The sequence below is a fragment of the Citrobacter sp. KTE151 genome, from assembly GCF_000398845.1.
In the GTDB taxonomy this organism is placed as follows: domain Bacteria; phylum Pseudomonadota; class Gammaproteobacteria; order Enterobacterales; family Enterobacteriaceae; genus Citrobacter; species Citrobacter braakii.
The window spans coordinates 507,155-526,169 of the sequence record NZ_KB976065.1 but is presented as its reverse complement, the minus strand read 5'-3'; the positions used below and the strand labels follow the sequence as shown (position 1 = coordinate 526,169).

At 53.5% G+C, this 19,015-nt stretch carries 13 protein-coding genes and 3 pseudogenes; 12 read left to right on the top strand and 4 right to left on the bottom strand.

Annotated elements, in window-relative coordinates; all coding sequences use genetic code 11:
* Window positions 1-42 precede the first annotated feature (42 nt).
* Together WC7_RS06240 and tssB are read left to right on the top strand one after the other, a co-directional pair.
* Window positions 43-648, top strand: a complete 606-nt coding sequence (locus tag WC7_RS06240; protein WP_009652485.1) for a DUF2913 family protein — start codon at window positions 43-45, stop codon at window positions 646-648.
* A 736-nt stretch (window positions 649-1,384) separates the two neighbouring features.
* Window positions 1,385-1,689 (top strand): annotated as a pseudogene (tssB, locus tag WC7_RS25935) (type VI secretion system contractile sheath small subunit); the annotation flags it as partial.
* On the opposite strand, the pseudogene WC7_RS25930 reads toward tssB, so the two are convergent.
* A pseudogene (locus WC7_RS25930) lies at window positions 1,687-2,073 on the bottom strand (transposase); the annotation flags it as partial. The pseudogenes tssB and WC7_RS25930 sit on opposite strands and share 3 nt — an antisense overlap.
* Before the next feature lie 272 nt (window positions 2,074-2,345).
* Between WC7_RS25930 and WC7_RS27010 the strand changes: the two are divergent.
* The 6 genes and pseudogenes from WC7_RS27010 to WC7_RS25925 form a co-directional block, all read left to right on the top strand.
* A pseudogene (locus tag WC7_RS27010) lies at window positions 2,346-2,471 on the top strand (hypothetical protein); the annotation flags it as partial.
* Window positions 2,472-2,590: 119 nt separating this feature from the next.
* The gene (locus WC7_RS27365; protein ID WP_369700765.1) at window positions 2,591-2,713 is read left to right on the top strand and encodes a hypothetical protein; all 123 of its coding nucleotides are present in this window, start codon (window positions 2,591-2,593) and stop codon (window positions 2,711-2,713) included.
* A gap of 304 nt (window positions 2,714-3,017) precedes the next feature.
* Window positions 3,018-4,232: an efflux RND transporter periplasmic adaptor subunit gene (locus tag WC7_RS06255; RefSeq protein ID WP_009652401.1), complete on the top strand. Its 1,215-nt coding sequence runs from the start codon at window positions 3,018-3,020 to the stop codon at window positions 4,230-4,232.
* Entirely contained in the window at window positions 4,232-7,405 is a 3,174-nt protein-coding gene (locus WC7_RS06260; protein WP_009652455.1) for an efflux RND transporter permease subunit, read from the top strand. Before WC7_RS06255 ends, WC7_RS06260 begins: the two co-directional genes overlap by 1 nt.
* A 17-nt stretch (window positions 7,406-7,422) precedes the next feature.
* Window positions 7,423-8,892 (top strand): efflux transporter outer membrane subunit, encoded by a 1,470-nt coding sequence (locus WC7_RS06265; protein ID WP_009652383.1) that lies wholly within the window; start codon window positions 7,423-7,425, stop codon window positions 8,890-8,892.
* 345 nt (window positions 8,893-9,237) lie between these two features.
* Window positions 9,238-9,429, top strand: a complete 192-nt coding sequence (locus WC7_RS25925) for a heavy-metal-associated domain-containing protein (protein WP_016154448.1) — start codon at window positions 9,238-9,240, stop codon at window positions 9,427-9,429.
* Between the two features lie 1,619 nt (window positions 9,430-11,048).
* Here WC7_RS25925 and WC7_RS06280 read toward each other — a convergent pair.
* Window positions 11,049-11,834 (bottom strand): MipA/OmpV family protein, encoded by a 786-nt coding sequence (locus tag WC7_RS06280; RefSeq protein WP_016154445.1) that lies wholly within the window; start codon window positions 11,832-11,834, stop codon window positions 11,049-11,051.
* A 127-nt stretch (window positions 11,835-11,961) separates the two neighbouring features.
* Between WC7_RS06280 and WC7_RS06285 the strand changes: the two genes are divergently transcribed.
* From WC7_RS06285 to WC7_RS06300, 4 genes are all read left to right on the top strand, one after another.
* The gene (locus WC7_RS06285; RefSeq protein WP_009652481.1) at window positions 11,962-12,657 is read left to right on the top strand and encodes a response regulator; all 696 of its coding nucleotides are present in this window, start codon (window positions 11,962-11,964) and stop codon (window positions 12,655-12,657) included.
* Window positions 12,654-13,820: a sensor histidine kinase gene (locus tag WC7_RS06290; protein ID WP_009652412.1), complete on the top strand. Its 1,167-nt coding sequence runs from the start codon at window positions 12,654-12,656 to the stop codon at window positions 13,818-13,820. Before WC7_RS06285 ends, WC7_RS06290 begins: the two co-directional genes overlap by 4 nt.
* A gap of 101 nt (window positions 13,821-13,921) precedes the next feature.
* Window positions 13,922-15,037 (top strand): efflux RND transporter periplasmic adaptor subunit, encoded by a 1,116-nt coding sequence (locus WC7_RS06295; RefSeq protein WP_009652501.1) that lies wholly within the window; start codon window positions 13,922-13,924, stop codon window positions 15,035-15,037.
* Complete coding sequence (locus WC7_RS06300; RefSeq protein WP_016154444.1) at window positions 15,034-18,093, top strand: efflux RND transporter permease subunit; 3,060 nt, start codon at window positions 15,034-15,036, stop codon at window positions 18,091-18,093. Before WC7_RS06295 ends, WC7_RS06300 begins: the two co-directional genes overlap by 4 nt.
* A gap of 168 nt (window positions 18,094-18,261) precedes the next feature.
* On the opposite strand, the gene WC7_RS06305 is transcribed toward WC7_RS06300, so the two are convergent.
* Entirely contained in the window at window positions 18,262-18,522 is a 261-nt protein-coding gene (locus WC7_RS06305) for a cation-transporting P-type ATPase (RefSeq protein WP_016154443.1), read from the bottom strand.
* A 109-nt stretch (window positions 18,523-18,631) separates the two neighbouring features.
* The gene (gene crcB, locus WC7_RS06310; protein ID WP_016154442.1) at window positions 18,632-19,006 is read right to left on the bottom strand and encodes a fluoride efflux transporter CrcB; all 375 of its coding nucleotides are present in this window, start codon (window positions 19,004-19,006) and stop codon (window positions 18,632-18,634) included.
* Window positions 19,007-19,015: the final 9 nt, after the last annotated feature.

The following is a 19,015-nucleotide window of genomic DNA, read 5'->3' as shown; positions in this document are numbered from 1 at the left end:
CCAGGTCTTCCCCGGTGTCTGCAGCGCCGATATAATCCCTGAATGAAAAAAGCTCACGATACCTTACCCCCGGAACAAACCGTCACAGCACTTGCGCATTTCGCCTGGTGCGCCCTTGTCGCCTTACGTACCGCTCAGCAGGATGGTCAGGCATTGTCGCCACTCAGCACGCATGCATTTATACTGCGCTGGTTAACGGTGGCGTATAAGCAAAAACGGTTTCCACGTGCAATCGCATCTGATATTGAGGGATTGCTGACGCTGGGGCGTAACAAAGGCCTTGCCGCCAGCTTATTCAGTCGTCTGGAATATCTGTGGTCTTCGTGCACCGGACCGGTGTCAGCGCAGTCGGATTTGTATCGGCTGACGTACGCAATTGAACAGCTTAAATCGCGGGGCTGGGTCAATGCAGCGGTGAGTGACAGGGACTGGGACAATGAAACGCTTCTGGCCCTGGAATACAGCGATGCGAATGCACTGCTGGTAAGGAAGTCGGCACTGACCTGCGGATTTTCGGATGGAGGGAAACTCGTTGCGCCGGTTGAGTTTCTTGTGAATGGCGACTTGTCAGCCTGTATGGCTGTTTTTGCGGCTCATACACTGTCGGCTGTCATGCTGGAGTCGAATCGGATCGTGTTACAACCTTGAGCAGTAAAACAACCGTTCTCAACCCGCAGCAAAGCTCATCACTGTCCACGTCTGTCTTTCTGTAAACCGAACGGGTGTTGTTCCTGGTCGCGCTAATGCACCGGCGGCTGAGATATTCATATCGCTGGTACAGGTATGAGATATGCGTAAAGTCCGGGCGTTGCAATTCCTTTAATCTGAAAAAAAATAAATAAGCCCGGTTTACGTGAATAATAAGAAATGATGGAAACCTGAAACTGTCGCCAGTTTTTCACATGCTCAGTCACGTCCAGCTTCTCAATTTCTGATAAAAGTACAAAATCAGATATTTCACGTGACTGGTGATATTTTGTACAAATATACACCCTAAGCCAAATTGATCATTTTCTGTACATCCTTATCCCGCGGGGCCTGAAGGGTTATGGTGTAAAATTTTTATAAATCAGAAAGATGATATTTTTTTTGTTAAAAGCCAGGAATGTAAATCTTTGTTACATTTTTTCATTTTCGATCTGGCAGGGAACGTTCCCAAACTCCAGCCATTGGGCCTTATCCGAAATTTTTCATTTCAGACAAATACCCAGAAAATACAGTGTCGACATGCTGGTGGATGGAATGCGCCCGCTTTTTTTGGTTCCGGGATTTTTATTTACGTCGGATGACGCGAACCGGAAAGTTGTTCTGGCTGGGTAATTTTTTCTTATTTATTTTTCACTGGCATTGACCGTTTCTATCACTCCATAGAACAGGGACAGCCATGTCTAATTCTTCCTTTCAGTCCGAAATCCCTAAAGCGCGTATTAATTTAAAACTTGATTTGCATACCGGTGGTGCGAGCAAGAAAACGGAGCTCCCCCTGAAATTGCTCGTGGCGGGCGACTTCAGTAATGGTCAGGAGTCTGCCCCTTGTCTGAGCGCAAAAAAGTTGATTTGAATAAAAATAATTGTGATTCTGTCATTTCTGAATATTCCCCAAAAGTCAATCTTACCGTTAAAAACACGCTTGCTGATGATGGCAGTGAAGACAACATCAGTCTGACCTTCCGGAGCATGAAGGACTACCAGCGTCGGTGAGACATCCGCGTCATACAACTCTTTGAACGCAGCCACTATCTCACGGGTGGTCATCCCTTTGGCGTACAGTGACAGGATTTGGTTATCCATCCCGGTGATCCGGGTCTGGTTTTTCTTCACCAGTTGGGGCTCGAAGGAGCCGTCACGATCGCACGGCGTACGCAGTTCCAGCGGGCCATCGCCGGTGGTAACGGTTTTTGTGAAATAGCCGTTGCGGGAGTTGGCACCCGGTTTAGACTGATGTTTACCGTAGCCGAGGTGATGGAGCATTTCGGCGTTGAGGCGGCGCTCAACGTTGATTTTTTTCAGCAGGCGATCGAACTGGTTGAGATCGTCAGGGGTTTTGAGATTTTTGGTCAGTTCGTTAGCCAGAGCCTACAACTGTTTTTCGTCCATAAAGTAACCTGCTTTTGATGTTGAATTGAACATATCAAAATCAGGCAATTACACAAACTTGTGTACAGGCTCCATACAGCTAACCCGGCCCGTCACATCGTAATGTCAACCCGTAATGCATAACATCATGCAGCGTTCCATTAATGAGTCGGGAATCATATTCAACCTTCTTGAATCGCCACGGGTAATCTAGACACTTCCGAGCCGTTGATGGACTGACCCCACCCCGGTAGACGATCCTGCCCTATAGTAACGAGCGCATGGCAGACATGTCCCCGTTCTGGATGCTAAATGTTCTGAACAGCGCCGAACTGGTACTGGGGCAGTATCAGCGCCTGCAGCACAGCCCGCCAAGTACTGTGGTTCCGACCTTAATGGGGGCCGCCAGCTGTCAGTAAAGGTCAGTGTCTGACCCCGGAGACACGCGGACAGCCAAGCACCTACCAATCATCTGCTGGTCCCGCGCTAGCAAATCAGCCAGTTGCGTAAAGAAATGCGGCATGTTGTGCCGCTGGTTCTGAATGGTCAGGTTGGCAGCGCGATGACGAATGACATGCTGCCGCAGGCGGCTATCCCGGGAGAAGGGGGAAGGTCTGGCGTGAGTCTTCAGCGGTGAGCTCAATTGCTGCATGGGTCACTACCTTCGCCATATCTTGAGCATACTACCGGAGTAGTCCAGCAACAAAGTGGCCGAACTACTTCCATGGAACGTGGTTCTTCCCGATAAATAATCGTCAATACGGCGCTCGTTTAACGCTTACACATTAAATATTAATTAAGCCTGATTGGATGTTTTTCATTTTTTTTAATTGGTGTGCTTGACCTTCCAGTAACATCAACCTTTAGCCTTGTAAGAAATTGCTACAGCGCCGTTTTCGGATGGGCCGGGGCTGCCTGTGGCGTATGAAAGGATCACTGTTATGAAAATGAAAATTGGGGTTCTGATTGTGTCGGCCGCAATCATCGCCACTGCCGGGATTGCGTTTGCCCGGGATAGTGGCGGCAACGATGAGCCGGCCGCAGCGGCCGCACCTATGGCTCCCCAGGTTCCCGTAGCCGAAGTGCTCTCGCGTCAGATAGTCCCTTCGGCAGAGTTTACCGGTTCATTGGCGGCCCCAAAAACCGTAGAGCTACGCCCACGCGTTGGCGGTACCATCGACGCTGTCAGCGTACCTGAAGGCAGCATGGTGCGTCAGGGGCAGCTGCTGTTCCAAATTGATCCTCGTCCATTCCAGGTGGCTCTTGACAGCGCGCAAGCACGACTCAAGCAGGCAGAAGCGCTGGCTATCCAGGCCAATCGCGATTTTGAACGAGTTGGTCGGCTGGTGAACAATGGCGCGGTATCCCGGAAAGATTACGATGACGCCGCTTCTACACGTCATGCTCGTCAGGCTGAGGTGCAGGCTGCAAAGGCCGAGGTTGCGGCGGCGAAACTGGACTTGTCTTATTCGCGCGTGGTGGCACCGATTACCGGCCGCGTGGATCGCATGCTGGTGACTGAGGGAAATCTGGTCAGCGGCGGTGGTACGGGATCTGCGACGCTATTGACAACGATTGTTTCCGTCAATCCGCTATACGCTTACTTTGATATTGACGAAGCGACGTTCCTTAATTCAGTCAGCAAGGCACGTCCTGACGCAGTTAACAAGGTGGAAGAGCGTTTACCCGTGCATGTTGGGCTGGCGACAGAAAAAGGTTTCCCGCATCAGGGAACGCTCGATTTTGTCGGGAATCAGATCGATCGTAGTACCGGTACTGTCAGGGTACGTGCCGTAATCCCTAACGACGATGGGAAACTGACGCCAGGTGCCTTTGCCCGCGTGCAGCTGGCCACCGGTGCGGCACATCAGGCGATTCTGATTGACGATCAGGCGATAGGGAGCGATCAGGGACGCAACTATGTCCTGGTGGTGGGTGCGGATAATAAGGCGCAGTATCGCCCGATTGAGCTGGGCGCGGTGGTTGATGGTTTGCGCGTGGTCAAGAGTGGCCTGAAAGCCGGTGAGAACATTATTATCAAGGGGCTGGTGCGTCCCGGTATGGCGGTGACGCCGCGTTTGACCCCGATGCAGGCTTCTGGCGCGTCGGTTAGCGAGGGGGAAAAAGCCGGCTCCGTTGAAGGGGGAGGCCAATAATGAAATTCCCACACTTCTTCATCCAGCGGCCTATTTTCGCGATTGTGTTATCGGTGTTTATGCTGATAGCTGGCGCTCTGGCTTTCTTTCAGCTTCCGCTGAGTGAATACCCATCGGTAACACCGCCTACCGTGCAGGTTTCGGCAAGCTACCCTGGTGCTAACCCTAAGGTGATTGCTGACACCGTTGCTGCTCCACTGGAACAGGCAATCAACGGGGTGGAAGGCATGTTGTACATGAGTTCCCAGATGTCTGCCGACGGTCGAATGGTCTTGACGATTTCATTCCGGCAGGGAACCGACCCCGATATTGCGCAGATTCAGGTGCAGAACCGGGTTTCTCGGGCCTTGCCGCGCTTGCCGACTGAGGTGCAGCAGATCGGTGTCGTGACGGAGAAAACGTCACCGGATATCCTCATGGTTGTGCATATATTTGCACAGGGCGATCGCTACGATCCGCTTTATGTTTCCAACTATGCCATGTTGAACGTGCGTGATGAGCTATCACGCTTGCCAGGTATTGCCAGCGTCACGCTTGGGGGCGAGGGTGAATACGCGATGCGCGTCTGGCTGGATCCGACCAAAGTCGCTTCCCGCGGTTTGACGGCCAGTGATGTGACCGCAGCAATTCGTGAGCAGAATGTCCAGGTCGCGGCCGGTTCTGTCGGTCAACAGCCGAACAGCTCCTCAGCCTTCGAAGTCAGTATCAATGCCCAGGGGCGTCTGACCACCGTTGAGCAGTTTGGCGATATCGTGATCAAAGCTGGCGCTGACGGGCAGGTTACCCGCCTGCGCGATGTTGCGCGTCTGGAATTGGGATCGGACAACTATTCCCTGCGCAGCCTGCTGGACGATAAAAATGCCGTGGGTATGCACATCGTTATGACGCCAGGCGCCAATGCGCTGGACGTCTCTGCCTCGGTTCGGGCGACGATGGCGAGGCTGCAGGCCAACTTCCCGGAAGGTATCGAATACCGTATCGCTTATGACCCGACAGTGTTTGTCAGCGCCTCGTTGAAATCAGTGGCAATGACGTTGCTGGAGGCGACGGTGTTGGTGGTACTGGTGGTGATGCTGTTCCTGCAAACCTGGCGGGCTTCGATCATCCCTCTGGTCGCGGTACCTATTTCGTTGGTCGGTACTTTCGCCCTCATGTATTTGTTCGGCTTTTCGCTCAACACGCTGTCGTTGTTTGGTCTGGTGTTATCGATTGGTATCGTTGTCGATGATGCCATTGTGGTGGTTGAAAACGTCGAACGGCATATTGCACAGGGCCGTTCTCCGAAAGAAGCGGCAAGAAGGGCCATGGACGAGGTGACTGGCCCTATTTTAGCCATTACTTCCGTTTTGGCTGCTGTGTTTATTCCTTCTGCGTTCCTGTCAGGATTGCAGGGGGAGTTCTATCGCCAGTTCGCGCTGACCATCGCCATTTCGACGATCTTGTCTGCGATCAACTCGTTGACGTTGTCGCCGGCGCTGGCATCGGTTCTGCTTAGACCCCATCAGGATATGGCGCAGGCCGACAGGTTGACGCGCATCATGGATCGCGTATTCGGTGGTTTCTTCCGTCGCTTTAACGCTTTCTTCGATAGATTGTCGAACAACTACGTTGGCGCAGTCCGCCGGGCCGTACGCGGCAGTATCATCGTGCTGGTGCTGTATGCCGGTTTCCTGGGCCTGACACTGTTGGGGTTCCAGCAGGTTCCTAACGGTTTTGTGCCCGCTCAGGACAAATACTATCTGGTTGGGATTGCTCAATTGCCTTCCGGCGCCTCGTTGGATCGCACGGAAGCCGTAGTGAAAGAGATGTCCCGAATTGCGCTGGCGGAACCTGGAGTGGAAAGCGTCGTGGCGTTTCCTGGGTTGTCGGTAAACGGCCCTAACATGCCTAACTCCGCATTGATGTTTACCATGCTGAAACCCTTCAGTGAACGTAAGGATCCTTCGCTGTCTGCCGAGGCTATTGCCGGTAGCCTGATGGGGAAATTTAGCCAGATACCTGACGGTTTTGTCGGGATCTTCCCGCCACCACCGGTACCGGGGCTGGGCAGCATGGGAGGATTTAAACTCCAGATCGAAGACCGGGCAGGGCTTGGCTTTGAAGAGCTGACCCGTGTTCAAGGGATGGTTATGGCGAAGGCCATGCAGGCTCCTGAACTGGCAGGGATGATGGCCAGTTTCCAGACCAACGCACCTCAGTTGCAGGTTGATATCGACCGCGTCAAAGCCAAGTCTCAGGGCGTCGCACTGACCGATATCTTTGATACGTTGCAGGTGAATCTGGGGTCGCTGTATGTAAATGACTTTAACCGCTTCGGTCGTACGTATCGGGTGATCACTCAGGCGGATGCGCAATTCCGTATGCAGCCTGAAGATATCGGGTTGCTTAAAGTGCGTAATGCCGCGGGTGACATGATCCCACTGGGAACGCTGGTGAACATTACCCGTACCTCTGGACCAGACCGTGTTATGCGTTACAACGGTTATCCGTCGGCGGATATTACCGGTGGCGCAGCGCCTGGCTACTCCTCCGGACAGGCAACGGCAGCTATTGAGAAGATCGTTAGTGAAACGCTGCCTGAGGGAATGACATACGAATGGACCGATCTGACTTACCAGGAGAAGCAGACTGGCAACTCGGCGCTGTATATCTTCCCGTTGGCGGTGTTCCTGGCGTTCCTGATCCTGGCCGCACAATACAACAGCTGGTCGCTGCCGTTTGCGGTGCTGTTAATTGCCCCAATGGCATTACTTTCCGCGATCGCCGGGGTTTGGCTATCGAATGGAGATAACAACATCTTCACGCAGATTGGTTTTGTGGTGCTGGTGGGACTGGCGGCGAAAAACGCAATCCTGATCGTCGAGTTCGCTCGCGCCAGAGAGAGTGAAGGCGTCGATCCTCTGGCTGCTGTGCTGGAGGCCGCTCGCCTGCGTCTGCGCCCGATACTGATGACCTCGTTGGCATTTATTGCGGGGGTTGTGCCTTTGGTGATCGCGAGCGGTGCCGGTGCGGAAATGCGTCATGCCATGGGGATTGCCGTGTTTGCCGGGATGCTGGGGGTGACGCTGTTCGGACTCTTGTTGACGCCAGTGTTCTATGTCGTGGTCCGTAAGCTGGTTATTCGCCGGGAAATCAAGCAGGCACAGCGGGCAATCAGTGATTCACGGCCATGACGGGCGGAGAGAGAATAATGAAAGCAGAGTATGAAATGAACCATCGTATTAATAAACTCTCGGTGCTGGCGATGGCGCTGGTATTGGCCGGTTGTACTATGGCGCCGGACTACGAACGGCCTTCTGCACCAACGAGCTCAAGCTATCCTTCGGGAGCGGCTTATGCTCAGGGAACAGTTTCAGCGGCTCAGACTGCCGTGGCTGATATCGGTTGGCGCGATTTCTATCGTGATCCGTTGTTGCAACAATTACTTGAGGTCGCGTTGGCAAACAACCGCGATCTGCGCAAGTCGGTGCTGGATGTTGAGGCCGCGCGGGCTCAGTACCGGATCCGTCGTGCCGATATGTTGCCAACACTGAATGTGGATGCGGGCGCTACCGTGCAGCGTCTGCCCGCAGATGTCAGCCCGAGTGGTACAACGCAGATAACGCGGAGTTATGACGTTAATGGTGCGGTGTCAGCCTGGGAGCTGGATTTGTGGGGACGGGTTCGTAGCCTCAGCGATCGGGCGCTGGCAACGTACCTGGCGTTGGATGAAACACGGATTGCGGCAAGGCTGAGCCTGCTCGCTGAGGTGACAAACGCTTATCTGACGTTGCGTGCGGATCAGGAGTTGCTGCAACTGGCTCACGATACGCTGAGCACGCAAAAGAGGACTTACGCATTGACCCAGGCGCTGTTTGATGCGGGTAATGCAACGCAAATTGATTTGCGGCGCGCAGAGATTGCGTTGCGTACTGCGGAAGTCAGTCAGGCTGCTTATACGAGGGTGGCGGCGCAGGATCGCAATGCACTGGTTTTGCTTTTAGGGCAGCCATTGACGGCCGAACTCTCGGCCAGCCTGGATAAGGCGAATACCTTGCCCGATGACATCATCCCTTCCGCGTTGCCGGCGGGCTTGCCGGCAGAATTGCTGGTGCGTCGTCCGGATGTCCGTGCGGCAGAGCAGCAACTGCGTGCGGCCAATGCCAATATCGGGGCCGCTCGCGCGGCATTTTTCCCGGCAATCAGTTTGACAGGATCGGCTGGTACGGCCAGTTCGAGTCTGGACGGGTTGTTCGAGCCGGGGTCAGCGGCCTGGAGTTTTGTTCCGCAAATCTCGTTGCCTATTTTCCGGGGAGGCGCTCTGCGCGCCAATCTGGACCTAGCCCAGGTACAAAAGCGCATCGAAATTGCGAATTACGAGAAGGCGATTCAGGTTGCCTTCCGCGAAGTGGCTGATGGCCTGGCGGGCAGACAAACCCTGGACGATCAATTCCGTTCAGAACAATTGTTGGTGCAGGCCAGCCAGGCTAACTATGAATTGGCCTCACAGCGCTTCCGGGCCGGTATTGACGATAATCTGGCGGAGCTTGACGCGCAACGAGCGCTGTTCAGTGCACAGCAAACTCTGGTTCAGACCCGACTGGCGCGAATGAGCAATTTGGTCAATTTGTATAAAGCGCTGGGGGGCGGATGGACAGAAAGCTCTCCGGCTAAGCCATAACTCTCCGGGCAGGTTAACGCCACTGTCTGGCGATAAGGTCGGCAATACGTGGGTGGAGGGATAAAACCGCCCGCGTATTGCATTGTCGTAGGGATAAGGGGTTACGGCGCGGCAACCACTTCTTTTACTGCGAGGACTGCTACGTCTTCGTCTTGTTGCCCGACAGCCGGCAGAAAGCACAACTGAACGGTTTACTTGAAATACTTTGGGGCAGTATATATCCCCACCTCAGGTGAAACGCTTAGTCAGAGAATATAAGCACGAAAATTTTTGGCGATAGGGCTTGACCTTACAACGGTGGCAAGTTCTATCATTGAAGTTACTACAACTAAATAGGATATATATATGCAATTACATCTAGAAAATATGACATGCGGCGGATGTGCCCGGACAGTGACTAAAGTGATTCAAAATATTGATCCTGAGGCAAGTATCATAACTGATCCACCGACTCGTAAGATCGAAGTGAAAACTTCTTTATCTACTGAACAAGTTGCTAATGCTTTACGTGAGGCAGGTTTTCCTCCGAGAGAGTAGTTAACTAAAAATGGTTACCTCCCCGCTGTGGTAACCATTTTTTATCATGTATCCTTACGGTTAGAAGTATTTCTGTTATTATTATGCACCATGGTGGGGTGTTTAGATGTCTTGAGTTGTAGTTTTGATTTAATATGTCTATTACTTAACTCACTAATTTTTTCTCTATGTTAAATGTATTGTGTTCAATATTTATGTGTGATTTACTAAATCATCGGTTTTTTCTTTTAAGGCCTCATTAATGTATCATGTGACGTCAAGTATTTGTGGAGGGAGTATTTGGTTTTTTTTAAATATATTAAGAACAGGGTGGTATGCCAAATTTATCATCATAAAAAGTAAGAAGAGCGAAGTATACGTAAACCAAACGCTGTAAGTTTAAGCATGCCATTTTTGTTCCATGCACTTCTTGATAGCTCCGGGTTTTCAGTCATCAGCCGATACCTCTTCCTGTATCAGGTTATTCAGAGATTCATGAGGCCGCTCGTTATTGTATTACCTCAGCCAGCATAATGTAATTCTCCCGTACCTCATTCTGAGTTCTAAATAGATTAAAATCCAGTATTTATGTCCGATAGCGGCGGTTAAACAGTTCTGCTTTGCATTAGTAACCCGCGTCCCCGGTAGGCGTTGATACGATATGCTTCCCGCAGAGAATGCACCGACTGGTATTTCTGTGCCGGCCTTAGAACTTTTGCTTCAGCATCTCCTGAAGCATCTCCTTGTCCACACTCAGGCCAGCCACCTGTTTCTTCAGTAGCTGATTTTCATCCTCCTGCTACCGCATGTGATTCAGTTCTGAATGAGAAATATCGCCTTATTCCTTACGGTATGTAATGGGATTGTCAGGGCATCGTACAATAGCGTGTTCGACAGCGTGATGAACTACTATCCAGAAGAGCTTGACCGTACGTTCGAGATAATTCTCGATAGCGTGGAGGCTCATATAAAGGTCTATGTGTCGGTCAAGAATCTTGATGCCAGTATGGCGGTAGAAGTACTCAATGAAGTAATATCAGCAAATATTATTGCTATCTAAAAATCAAAGAGACTGATATGTTAGTCTTAAAATAATAGTCAGTTAGAGACTCAACGGACGGAACAAACTAGCTGGCAGTTCGTACTATGCCCATACTATTATGGAATGACGATATTCAATTTATGTCAAATTTTTCAAGTATTCATTCGTCAATTCTGGTTAAGCTGGGATTCGGCCCATCTGACATGTGATGTCGTAGTTTTCCTGATATTTTCGTGGTCATTGTTTATGGGGGGGAGAAGAACCTCGGCGCAAAAGACTGTCGGTGCGGTCTTATTTAAGGTGCTAGGGTTTTCTTTCGCTATACATGATTTTATACTAGCGAGAATATAGATAAAGGATTTGGGAATGTAATGAATTTTAATGCTGTCCTCATATGCTATTATCCTGCGCTTATAATCCACTCCACTGAAAGTGTAATAGTACATGCTCCTGCTCGTAATCTTCCGGTGATATATCACTCAGGGCTTGAAGCCATTTCCAAGCCAGTAGATGACTCGCAAAACATCATCTGATATCAACATTCAAATATATGTTTCTGATAGTCCACTTTTCGGAGACTCTGCCAGTTCCTGGCGTGTCAGAATGTCCAGTTGATACCAGCAAAACCGCTGATATTGTCTCGCGCTGACACAACAGGACTGTCACTGGTTTTATCCGCAAGCCAGGCATATGAAGCGCCCAGTAGGGTGCCCCAGTGTTCATTAAACTGATGCTGCCAGCTCAGGGTAGTCTGCGTAGCATAAAATCCTGCGCTACGGTTGTATTCCCGGAAACCGGTTGTGCGGCTCTGGGCAGCATTAACGCCGTACCAGGTGTTAATGTACCGGGCGTCACCAAAAAGTGCCGCGCCCTGCAGGGCAACCGTATCTGTGTCGTTCTGCCAGGGCACGAGCGTCAGCGAGGCCTGGTACTGTACCCCCTGTGAATCCGTCAGCGGCAGAGTTGCACGGATTTCCGGGGTAAACCAGCTGTTCACCTGCCAGCCAACAGCAACCTGCGTGTTCAGTGCACCACGGATGTTTCCCATTCCTTTCAGTTTGTCAGAACCATCGCGCCACGATGAATTTTGATCGGCACGGCCAAAACTGTATCCGAACGCATTTTCAAAATAGAGGCCATTATCCGTCTGCAGGTCATAACCGATACCTTTTGTTGAGTCGAAGAAAAACGCGCCTTTACGGACCTGCAGGGAAGGCATCACTGTCCAGTGCTGCTTATCCGCGCCACTGTAGCGGGGGGCGTTTTCTCCCATTATCCCCACCGTCACTCCATCCTGATTGCCGCTGTCGGCAATAGCGGACCCGCAGGTCGCTGCCAGCAGGATCACTGTACACCCTGTTACAGACGAATACGTTGCCATCATATATCCCTCGTTTTATGTTTATGCATTACGGTAAGCTGTGACCCGCCCGGCCACCCGCAGTGGATTATGACGATGCTTTATCAAGACTCAGCGTGGAAACCATCAAGAAACCATCAAGGCAGAATGAATGAACACAAAACGTATTCTGATTATCGAGGACGACCGGGATGCGGCGAATGTGCTCGAAGCCTATCTTCGCCGTGAAAACTTCGGGGTCATACTGGCCCATGATGGAAAAGCAGGACTTGAAGCCGCCCTTACCCAGCATCCTGCACTTATTCTGCTTGATATCATGCTGCCGGGTATGACCGGAACAGAAATACTCAGCCGGCTGCGCCGCGAATCCGATGTTCCCGTGATAATGGTCACCGCAATGGGCGAGGCCCCGGACCGTATCGGGGCCTTACGCTTCGGTGCGGATGATTATGTCGTCAAACCTTATGATCCGGGTGAGGTCGTGGCCCGGGTGCAGGCGGTGTTACGGCGTGGGGCGGCAGCGCATGCTAGCGCTGAAAATTATCGCCGGGTGGGGGCCGTTGAACTCAACCGGGACACCATGTCAGTCGCTGTTATTCACGATGAAAACCGGGTGCACCTTGAGCTGACCCCCACCGAGTTTTCACTGCTGGACATGATGATGACCCGCCCCCGGAGCGTCTGTTCCCGTCAGACGCTGCTTGAACACTGCCTGCCGGAAAGTGATGCGCTGGAGAGGGTGGTTGATACACACATCTATAACCTACGCCGCAAACTGGAAAAAGCGGGGGTCAGCGGTGTGCTGACCAGCGTGAGAGGGATCGGTTACCGGTATCTGCAGCCATGAAAAAAAGAGAGTCCCGTTCATTATGGCGCTGGATTTGCGTCAGGGTGTTGTCGCTGGCGGCCGGCAGTGTCGTGCTTATCGCCCTGTGCATGTGGCTGCGTTTTGCCCTGCTGGATGCCTGGGTACAGCATCGGATGCCGGAGGCGGTACGACAGGAATTTCTGCATCTGCGGGAAAATCCCGATCTTAATCGCATCCGTTACCATGAAATTATTGATGACTGGTACGGACTGCAGTTCTCAGATCCGTCCATTGCGTCAACAGACTGGCTGACGCTGGGAGGGCTGGTCCTGTTTGTGACACCGCTGATAATTATGCTCGGTTTGCTGGCCGCCCGGCCTCTCGCCCGGCAGTTCGGTCTGCTGACGCGAGCCTCCGCAGCGATAGCGCAGGGGCGTTTTACCACTCGCTCAAAAATGGATGCAAGTGCGCCCTCTGAATTGATGTTGTTTACGCAGAACTTCAATACCATGGCCGAAAGACTTGAACGTTATGACCGGGAATTACGGGCATCTCATGTTGCAGCCGCGCATGAACTGCGCTCTCCACTGACGGCCGCGGTGGGCCGTCTACAGGGAATGATGGACGGCGTATTCCCGGCTGATAAAGCGCAGATGAATATGGTGATGAACCAGCTCCTGAGCCTCAGCCGTCTGATTGATGATTTGCACCTGCTCTCACTGGCTGATGCAGGGCAGCTTACGCTGAATAAACAACGCTTCTCACCCGCCGGATTACTGCAGGAAAAGATTGCCTGGCTACGGCCACAGGCTACCGCCGGGCATTTCGGTTACGACACGGATATCCCTCCGGGAGAATGTTGTGCGGACCCGCTGCGAATCGGACAGGTCTTTACCATTTTAATGGAGAACGCACTGCGTTACGCGACGGAAGGCGGGAAGCAAACGATACAGGGTTCCGTTCAGTCAGGCTACTGGACGTTCTCCTTCCGGGATTACGGCGCGGGCGTCGAACCGGATTTTCTGCCGGTGATGTTTGACCGGTTTACCCGTTCTGATGTTTCCCGTTCCCGTCATTCAGGAGGCAGTGGACTGGGTCTGTCGATTGCCAGAGCCATTTGTGAGTCTCACGGCGGAACGCTGACCGCCAGTATCCCGCAAGAGGGGAACGGACTCCTGTTTCGGGTGAAACTGCCCGTATGAGTTTTCTTTTTCACTTTTCTTGACCAAATCTTGATGGTTCGTCGAACGTATCTGGACACACCTGCGGTTTACTCATGGCAGCATTTTTTCCGGAGGCTGCCATGCCATCATATTCATTCATCCCCCTGATAGCGTCTTTGCTTTTCTGGCGACGGGGCTCAGCCCTGGTTTTCGCCCTCGCCCTGCAACTGACCGGCTGTGATAATGAGCCGGTATCCCGCCATGTCCCACCAAGACCGGTGATGACCACGGAGGTATCTGCCGGCAATCATGGCGGACAGACGCTGATGACCGGTGAAATATTGCCCCATGAAGAGACGATTATCGGCTTCCGTACCGATGGCCGGATGGTGAAACGACTCACGGATGTGGGGCAGTCAGTGGTTGCCGGGCAGGTACTGGCTGAACTGGATGATACCGATTTGCGTAATCAGTACCGCAGTGCTCAGGCGGCAGTACAGGAAGCCGAGGCAAGCGCCAGGCTTGCTGAGATAAACCTGCGACGCATGACGCTGCTTGCCCCGCAGGGTGCGGTTGCCCGGGTTCAGCTTGACGAGGCCCGCACAAACCGCGACACGGCAACAGCAAAACTGCAGAGCGCTCAGGCCGACCTGAGCAGTGCAGCGGACCGTCTGGGGTATGCGCGACTGCTCTCACCGGTTACCGGGGTGGTCACCACCGTCAGCGCCGGTCCGGGACAGGTAGTGACCACCGGACAGGAAATCCTGCGGGTGGCGCAGTCAGGGGCCCGTGATGCGGTCTTCAGCGTACCGGGGGCTCTGGCTGACACCCTGAAACAGCAGCAGACACTCACCCTGCGTATGGCGGATAACCCGTCGGTGTCGGTAACCGGAACGCTGCGTGACATCAGCCCGCAGGCCGACACACAGACCCGGACCTGGCGGGTACGCTATGACCTTGAGAATGCACCCGCGGTAATGGCTATGGGGGCGACGGTCACCGGGTCATTACCCCTGGGCGGCAGTGAAGTGTTTCAGGTACCGGCATCTGCCCTGACGAGGAAAGAACAGAAACCGGCAGTGTTCGTGGTGGACACCGGCAAAAATCGCCTGCGCCTGACACCCGTTGACATTGCGGCCTATATGACCGATTCGGTGCTCATCCGCAAAGGGCTGACAGCCGGTGAACAGGTGGTCACTGCCGGGGTCAGTCAGTTACGTGACGGGGAAAACGTGCTGACGGAGAACCAAAAATGAAAAATGTTATGCACGCTTCCGGCGGTTTTAATCTTTCTGCCTGGGCACTGGCCCACCGACAACTGGTGGCTTTTCTGATGCTGATGGTCACGGTGACAGGCGTCATGAGCTTTCTAAATCTGCCGCGCAGCGAAGATCCGGCGTTTACCATTAAGACCGCCGTGGTGTCGGCACAGTGGCCGGGCGCAACGGTAAAAGATACCGTCAGTTTCGTCACCGACACGCTGGAGAAGAAGCTCCAGGAAATCCCACATCTGGATTATATCGAGAGTTACACGCGTCCGGGCTCGTCGGTGATTTTTGTGAACCTGCGTGATGACACACCGCCGTCAGAGGTTGCGGGTATCTGGTATAGCGTGCGGAAAAAGATGGACGACATCCGGGCATCCCTGCCGGACGGCACCACCACCCCGGCCGTGGATGATGAATTCGATGATACATACGGCACAATTTATGGCTTCACGTCGGACGGCTTCACTCCCCGGCAGTTACGCGATACCGTCGATGATATCCGGACATCTCTGCTGGCTGTTCCGGGAACAGGGAAAGTTACGCTGCTGGGTGACAGCGAACAACAGGTGGTGATTGCTTTTGATCCACTGAAACTGTCGGGAATGGGACTCGATCTTCAGCAGGTGACGGCGGCTCTGCAGGCACAGAATGCCGTCACGCCCGCCGGACGTATCCGGACATCACAGGAAAATATGTCGGTGGAAGTCAGTGGCGCCTTCACATCCGTGGACAGCCTGCGGCAAATTGTGCTGCATACCGGAAACCGTTTTATCCCACTCACCGATTTGGCCACGGTCACACTGCAGCAGGCAGATCCGCCCTCACCGGAGTTTAGGGTTAACGGTAAACCAGCACTCGGGCTGGCGATTTCGATGGCTCGCGGTGGAAATATTGTTGATTTTGGTCGGGCGCTGAACGCGACGATGGACAGGATCCGCACGCATCTTCCTTACGGGATCAGTGTGGAGAAGGTGGCAGACCAGTCGGCCGTAGTCAGTGACGCGGTGGGAGGATTCGTCCAGGTGCTGGTTGAGGCCGTTATTATTGTGCTGGCCGTTTCTTTTGTTTCGCTGGGCAGCCGGGCAGGTCTGGTGGTCGCCGTGGCCATTCCGCTGGTGCTGGCCATGACATTTACCGGGATGGAACTGGCCGGAATAGGGCTACAGCGAATCTCCCTCGGTGCCCTGATCATTGCACTGGGACTGCTGGTTGATGATGCCATGATCACCGTAGAAGCCATGGTGTCGCGGCTTGAGGCTGGCGATGCCCTGAGTGTGGCCGCCACGCAGGTATTTCGTACCACCGCGTTCCCGATGCTGACGGGGACACTGGTGATGATTGCCGGATTTATACCGGTGGGATTTGCGGCATCGAGCGCAGGAGAATACTGCTACTCCCTGTTTGTGGTGGTACTGACAGCGCTGCTGAGCTCATGGCTGGTTGCGGTTCTTTTCTCGCCGCTTACCGGCGTCTGGTTACTGCCGGAACAGCATTCACATCAGTCACATAAGCACAGTTTCTTTCACCGTCATTATACCCGCCTGCTCGACCGGGTGATGCAGCACCGGCGCAAGACACTCGGTTGTGCCCTGGCGATACTGATATTGTCCGGGGGCGGAGCCCTGCTGATGCAGGGTGAGTTTTTCCCAGCGTCCGATCGCCCGGAGCTGCTGGTGAGCCTGACTCTGCCGCAGAATGTCAGCCAGGCACAGACGCACCGCGACGTCCTGAAGTTTGAAGCGAAGTTGCGCGATAATCCTGATATTGACCATTACTCAAGCTACATCGGTTCCGGCGCTGTGCGTTTTTATCTGCCGATGGATGTTCTGCTGCAGAAAGAGAACATTGCCCAGCTGGTCGTAGTGGCGAAAAATGAAGCGGCGAGAAACCGGCTGCAGAAACAGCTTGAGCAGATCCTGTCGAAAGATTTCAGTACGCTCACAACCCGGGTATCCACACTGGAGCTGGGCCCTCCGGTGGGCTGGCCGGTCAGATACCGGGTATCCGGGCCGGATAATACCCGTGTACGTGAACTGGCCACGCAACTGGCAGGGATGATTGCCCGCAATCCCGATACCCGGGGTGTCAATCTGACGTCCGGTGAACCGGAGCGGGTCATCCGTCTGCGGGTGGATCAGACGCAGGCGCGTGCCACCGGCATGACGTCTCAGTCACTGGCAGGAACGCTTGCCACGCTGTTTTCCGGAACCACCGTGACCACCCTGCGCGACCGTAACCGCCAGATTGATGTGGTGCTGCGGGGAAATGAAGCCTCACGACAAAACCCGGCGTTACTGAATGCTCTGATGCTGACATCATCGACCGGGAATAAAGTTCCCCTGGGACAGGTCGCCACGCCAGAATGGACGCTGGATGATCCGGTTATCTGGCGTCGGCAGCGGTTGCCGTTTATCACGGTTCAGTCGGATACCGCGCCCGGCGTTCGTGCAGAGACCGTGTCATCGGCACTCTCTCCGGTGGTTGCCGGTTTCCGGGAGAGTCTCCCGCCGGGTTACAGTGTGGAGGAAGGTGGAGTGGTTGTGGAATCGGAGAAAGGAAACAGCTCAGTGTATGCGGTATTGCCTGTCACGCTGATGGTGATGCTGTTACTGCTGATGATTCAGTTACAACGCTTTTCGTCGATGCTGCTGGCCCTGCTGATGGCACCGTTTGGTTTGCCTGGGATAGTTGTGGCTATGCTGCCTTTTGGCATACCGATGGGGTTTGTGGCGCTGCTGGGGATCATTGCACTGGCCGGGATGATCATCCGTAATGCCGTCATTCTTATTAGCGAAGTGGATGTGGGGATGAAAAATGGTTTCACTGCGGATGAGGCGATCAAAGTCGCCGCGCTGCACCGTTCACGCCCCATCATGCTGACCGCTTCGGCGGCCATTCTCGGGATGCTGCCGATTGCCCGGGATGTTTTCTGGGGACCGATGGCATTTGCCATTATTGGTGGGCTGCTTTCAGCCACACTGGCAACGCTGACACTACTGCCGGCAGCAATAAGTCTAATCTTTCACTGGAAACCGTATCCCTGACGAGTCCTGCCGTATCATCGCCTAGTGCTTCGACTAATGATTGCAACCCGCGGATATGGGGATGACCGTCGCTGCCGGTTGCGACTGCTAGGATCATGGCGCCGGACGCCGCCATGACCTGCTGGATCGTGGTGAACTCAGGAGGGGATTCGGCGTGTGAGACAGCGACTATCTGTGACCTCCGAATGAGGTGAATGGATGGTTCGTCGTTGTCTGAGCGCGCACTGGTTCAGTCGTCTTTCCCAGAACCACTTCAAGTACCAGCGCAATTTCGAGCATCCAGGGGATGGGACCCAGCAGACGTTTGAGGATAGCACGCACCTGGTCCGGAGGCTGTTCACGCACTTCGTTATAGCCACATTGACCCAGCCGGGTCTGCACCTCGGCTTCGGAAAGTCCCTTCACGATATTCTCAGGGAGCATCTCCATACACCCTTCTCCGGAAATACCTGACCCGGCAGGTCAGGTATGTTGTTATGGCGATAAAATGAAAATCTGCCGGAGACATGGCGCGGTTAAGTGTATGGCGCATATGCTTTTACAGCAGTGTCATCACAAAGAAACCAGTGGCAGTCATCAGAAGCGAGCCAGTTACGTGCGTCAGTACGGAAATGACAGCCCATGCATAATTGCCATTCTGAAGTAACACCACCACCTCAGCAGAAAAGGTGGAAAAGGTTGTCATACCGCCACATATGCCGGTGGTAATAAAAAACTTCCAGGCGGGATCAAGGTGAGGCTGCCGGACAAAAAAGGCCAGTGCCATACCGATGATAAATCCGCCAACCAGATTAACCACCAGGGTACCAGGTGGAAGATTGGGGAAAAGTGCATTGAGACGCATGGACAGTATCCAGCGGATCACACAGCCGATCGATCCGCCTATCACCACCGCGAATAATGATTTGTACATACCACCTCG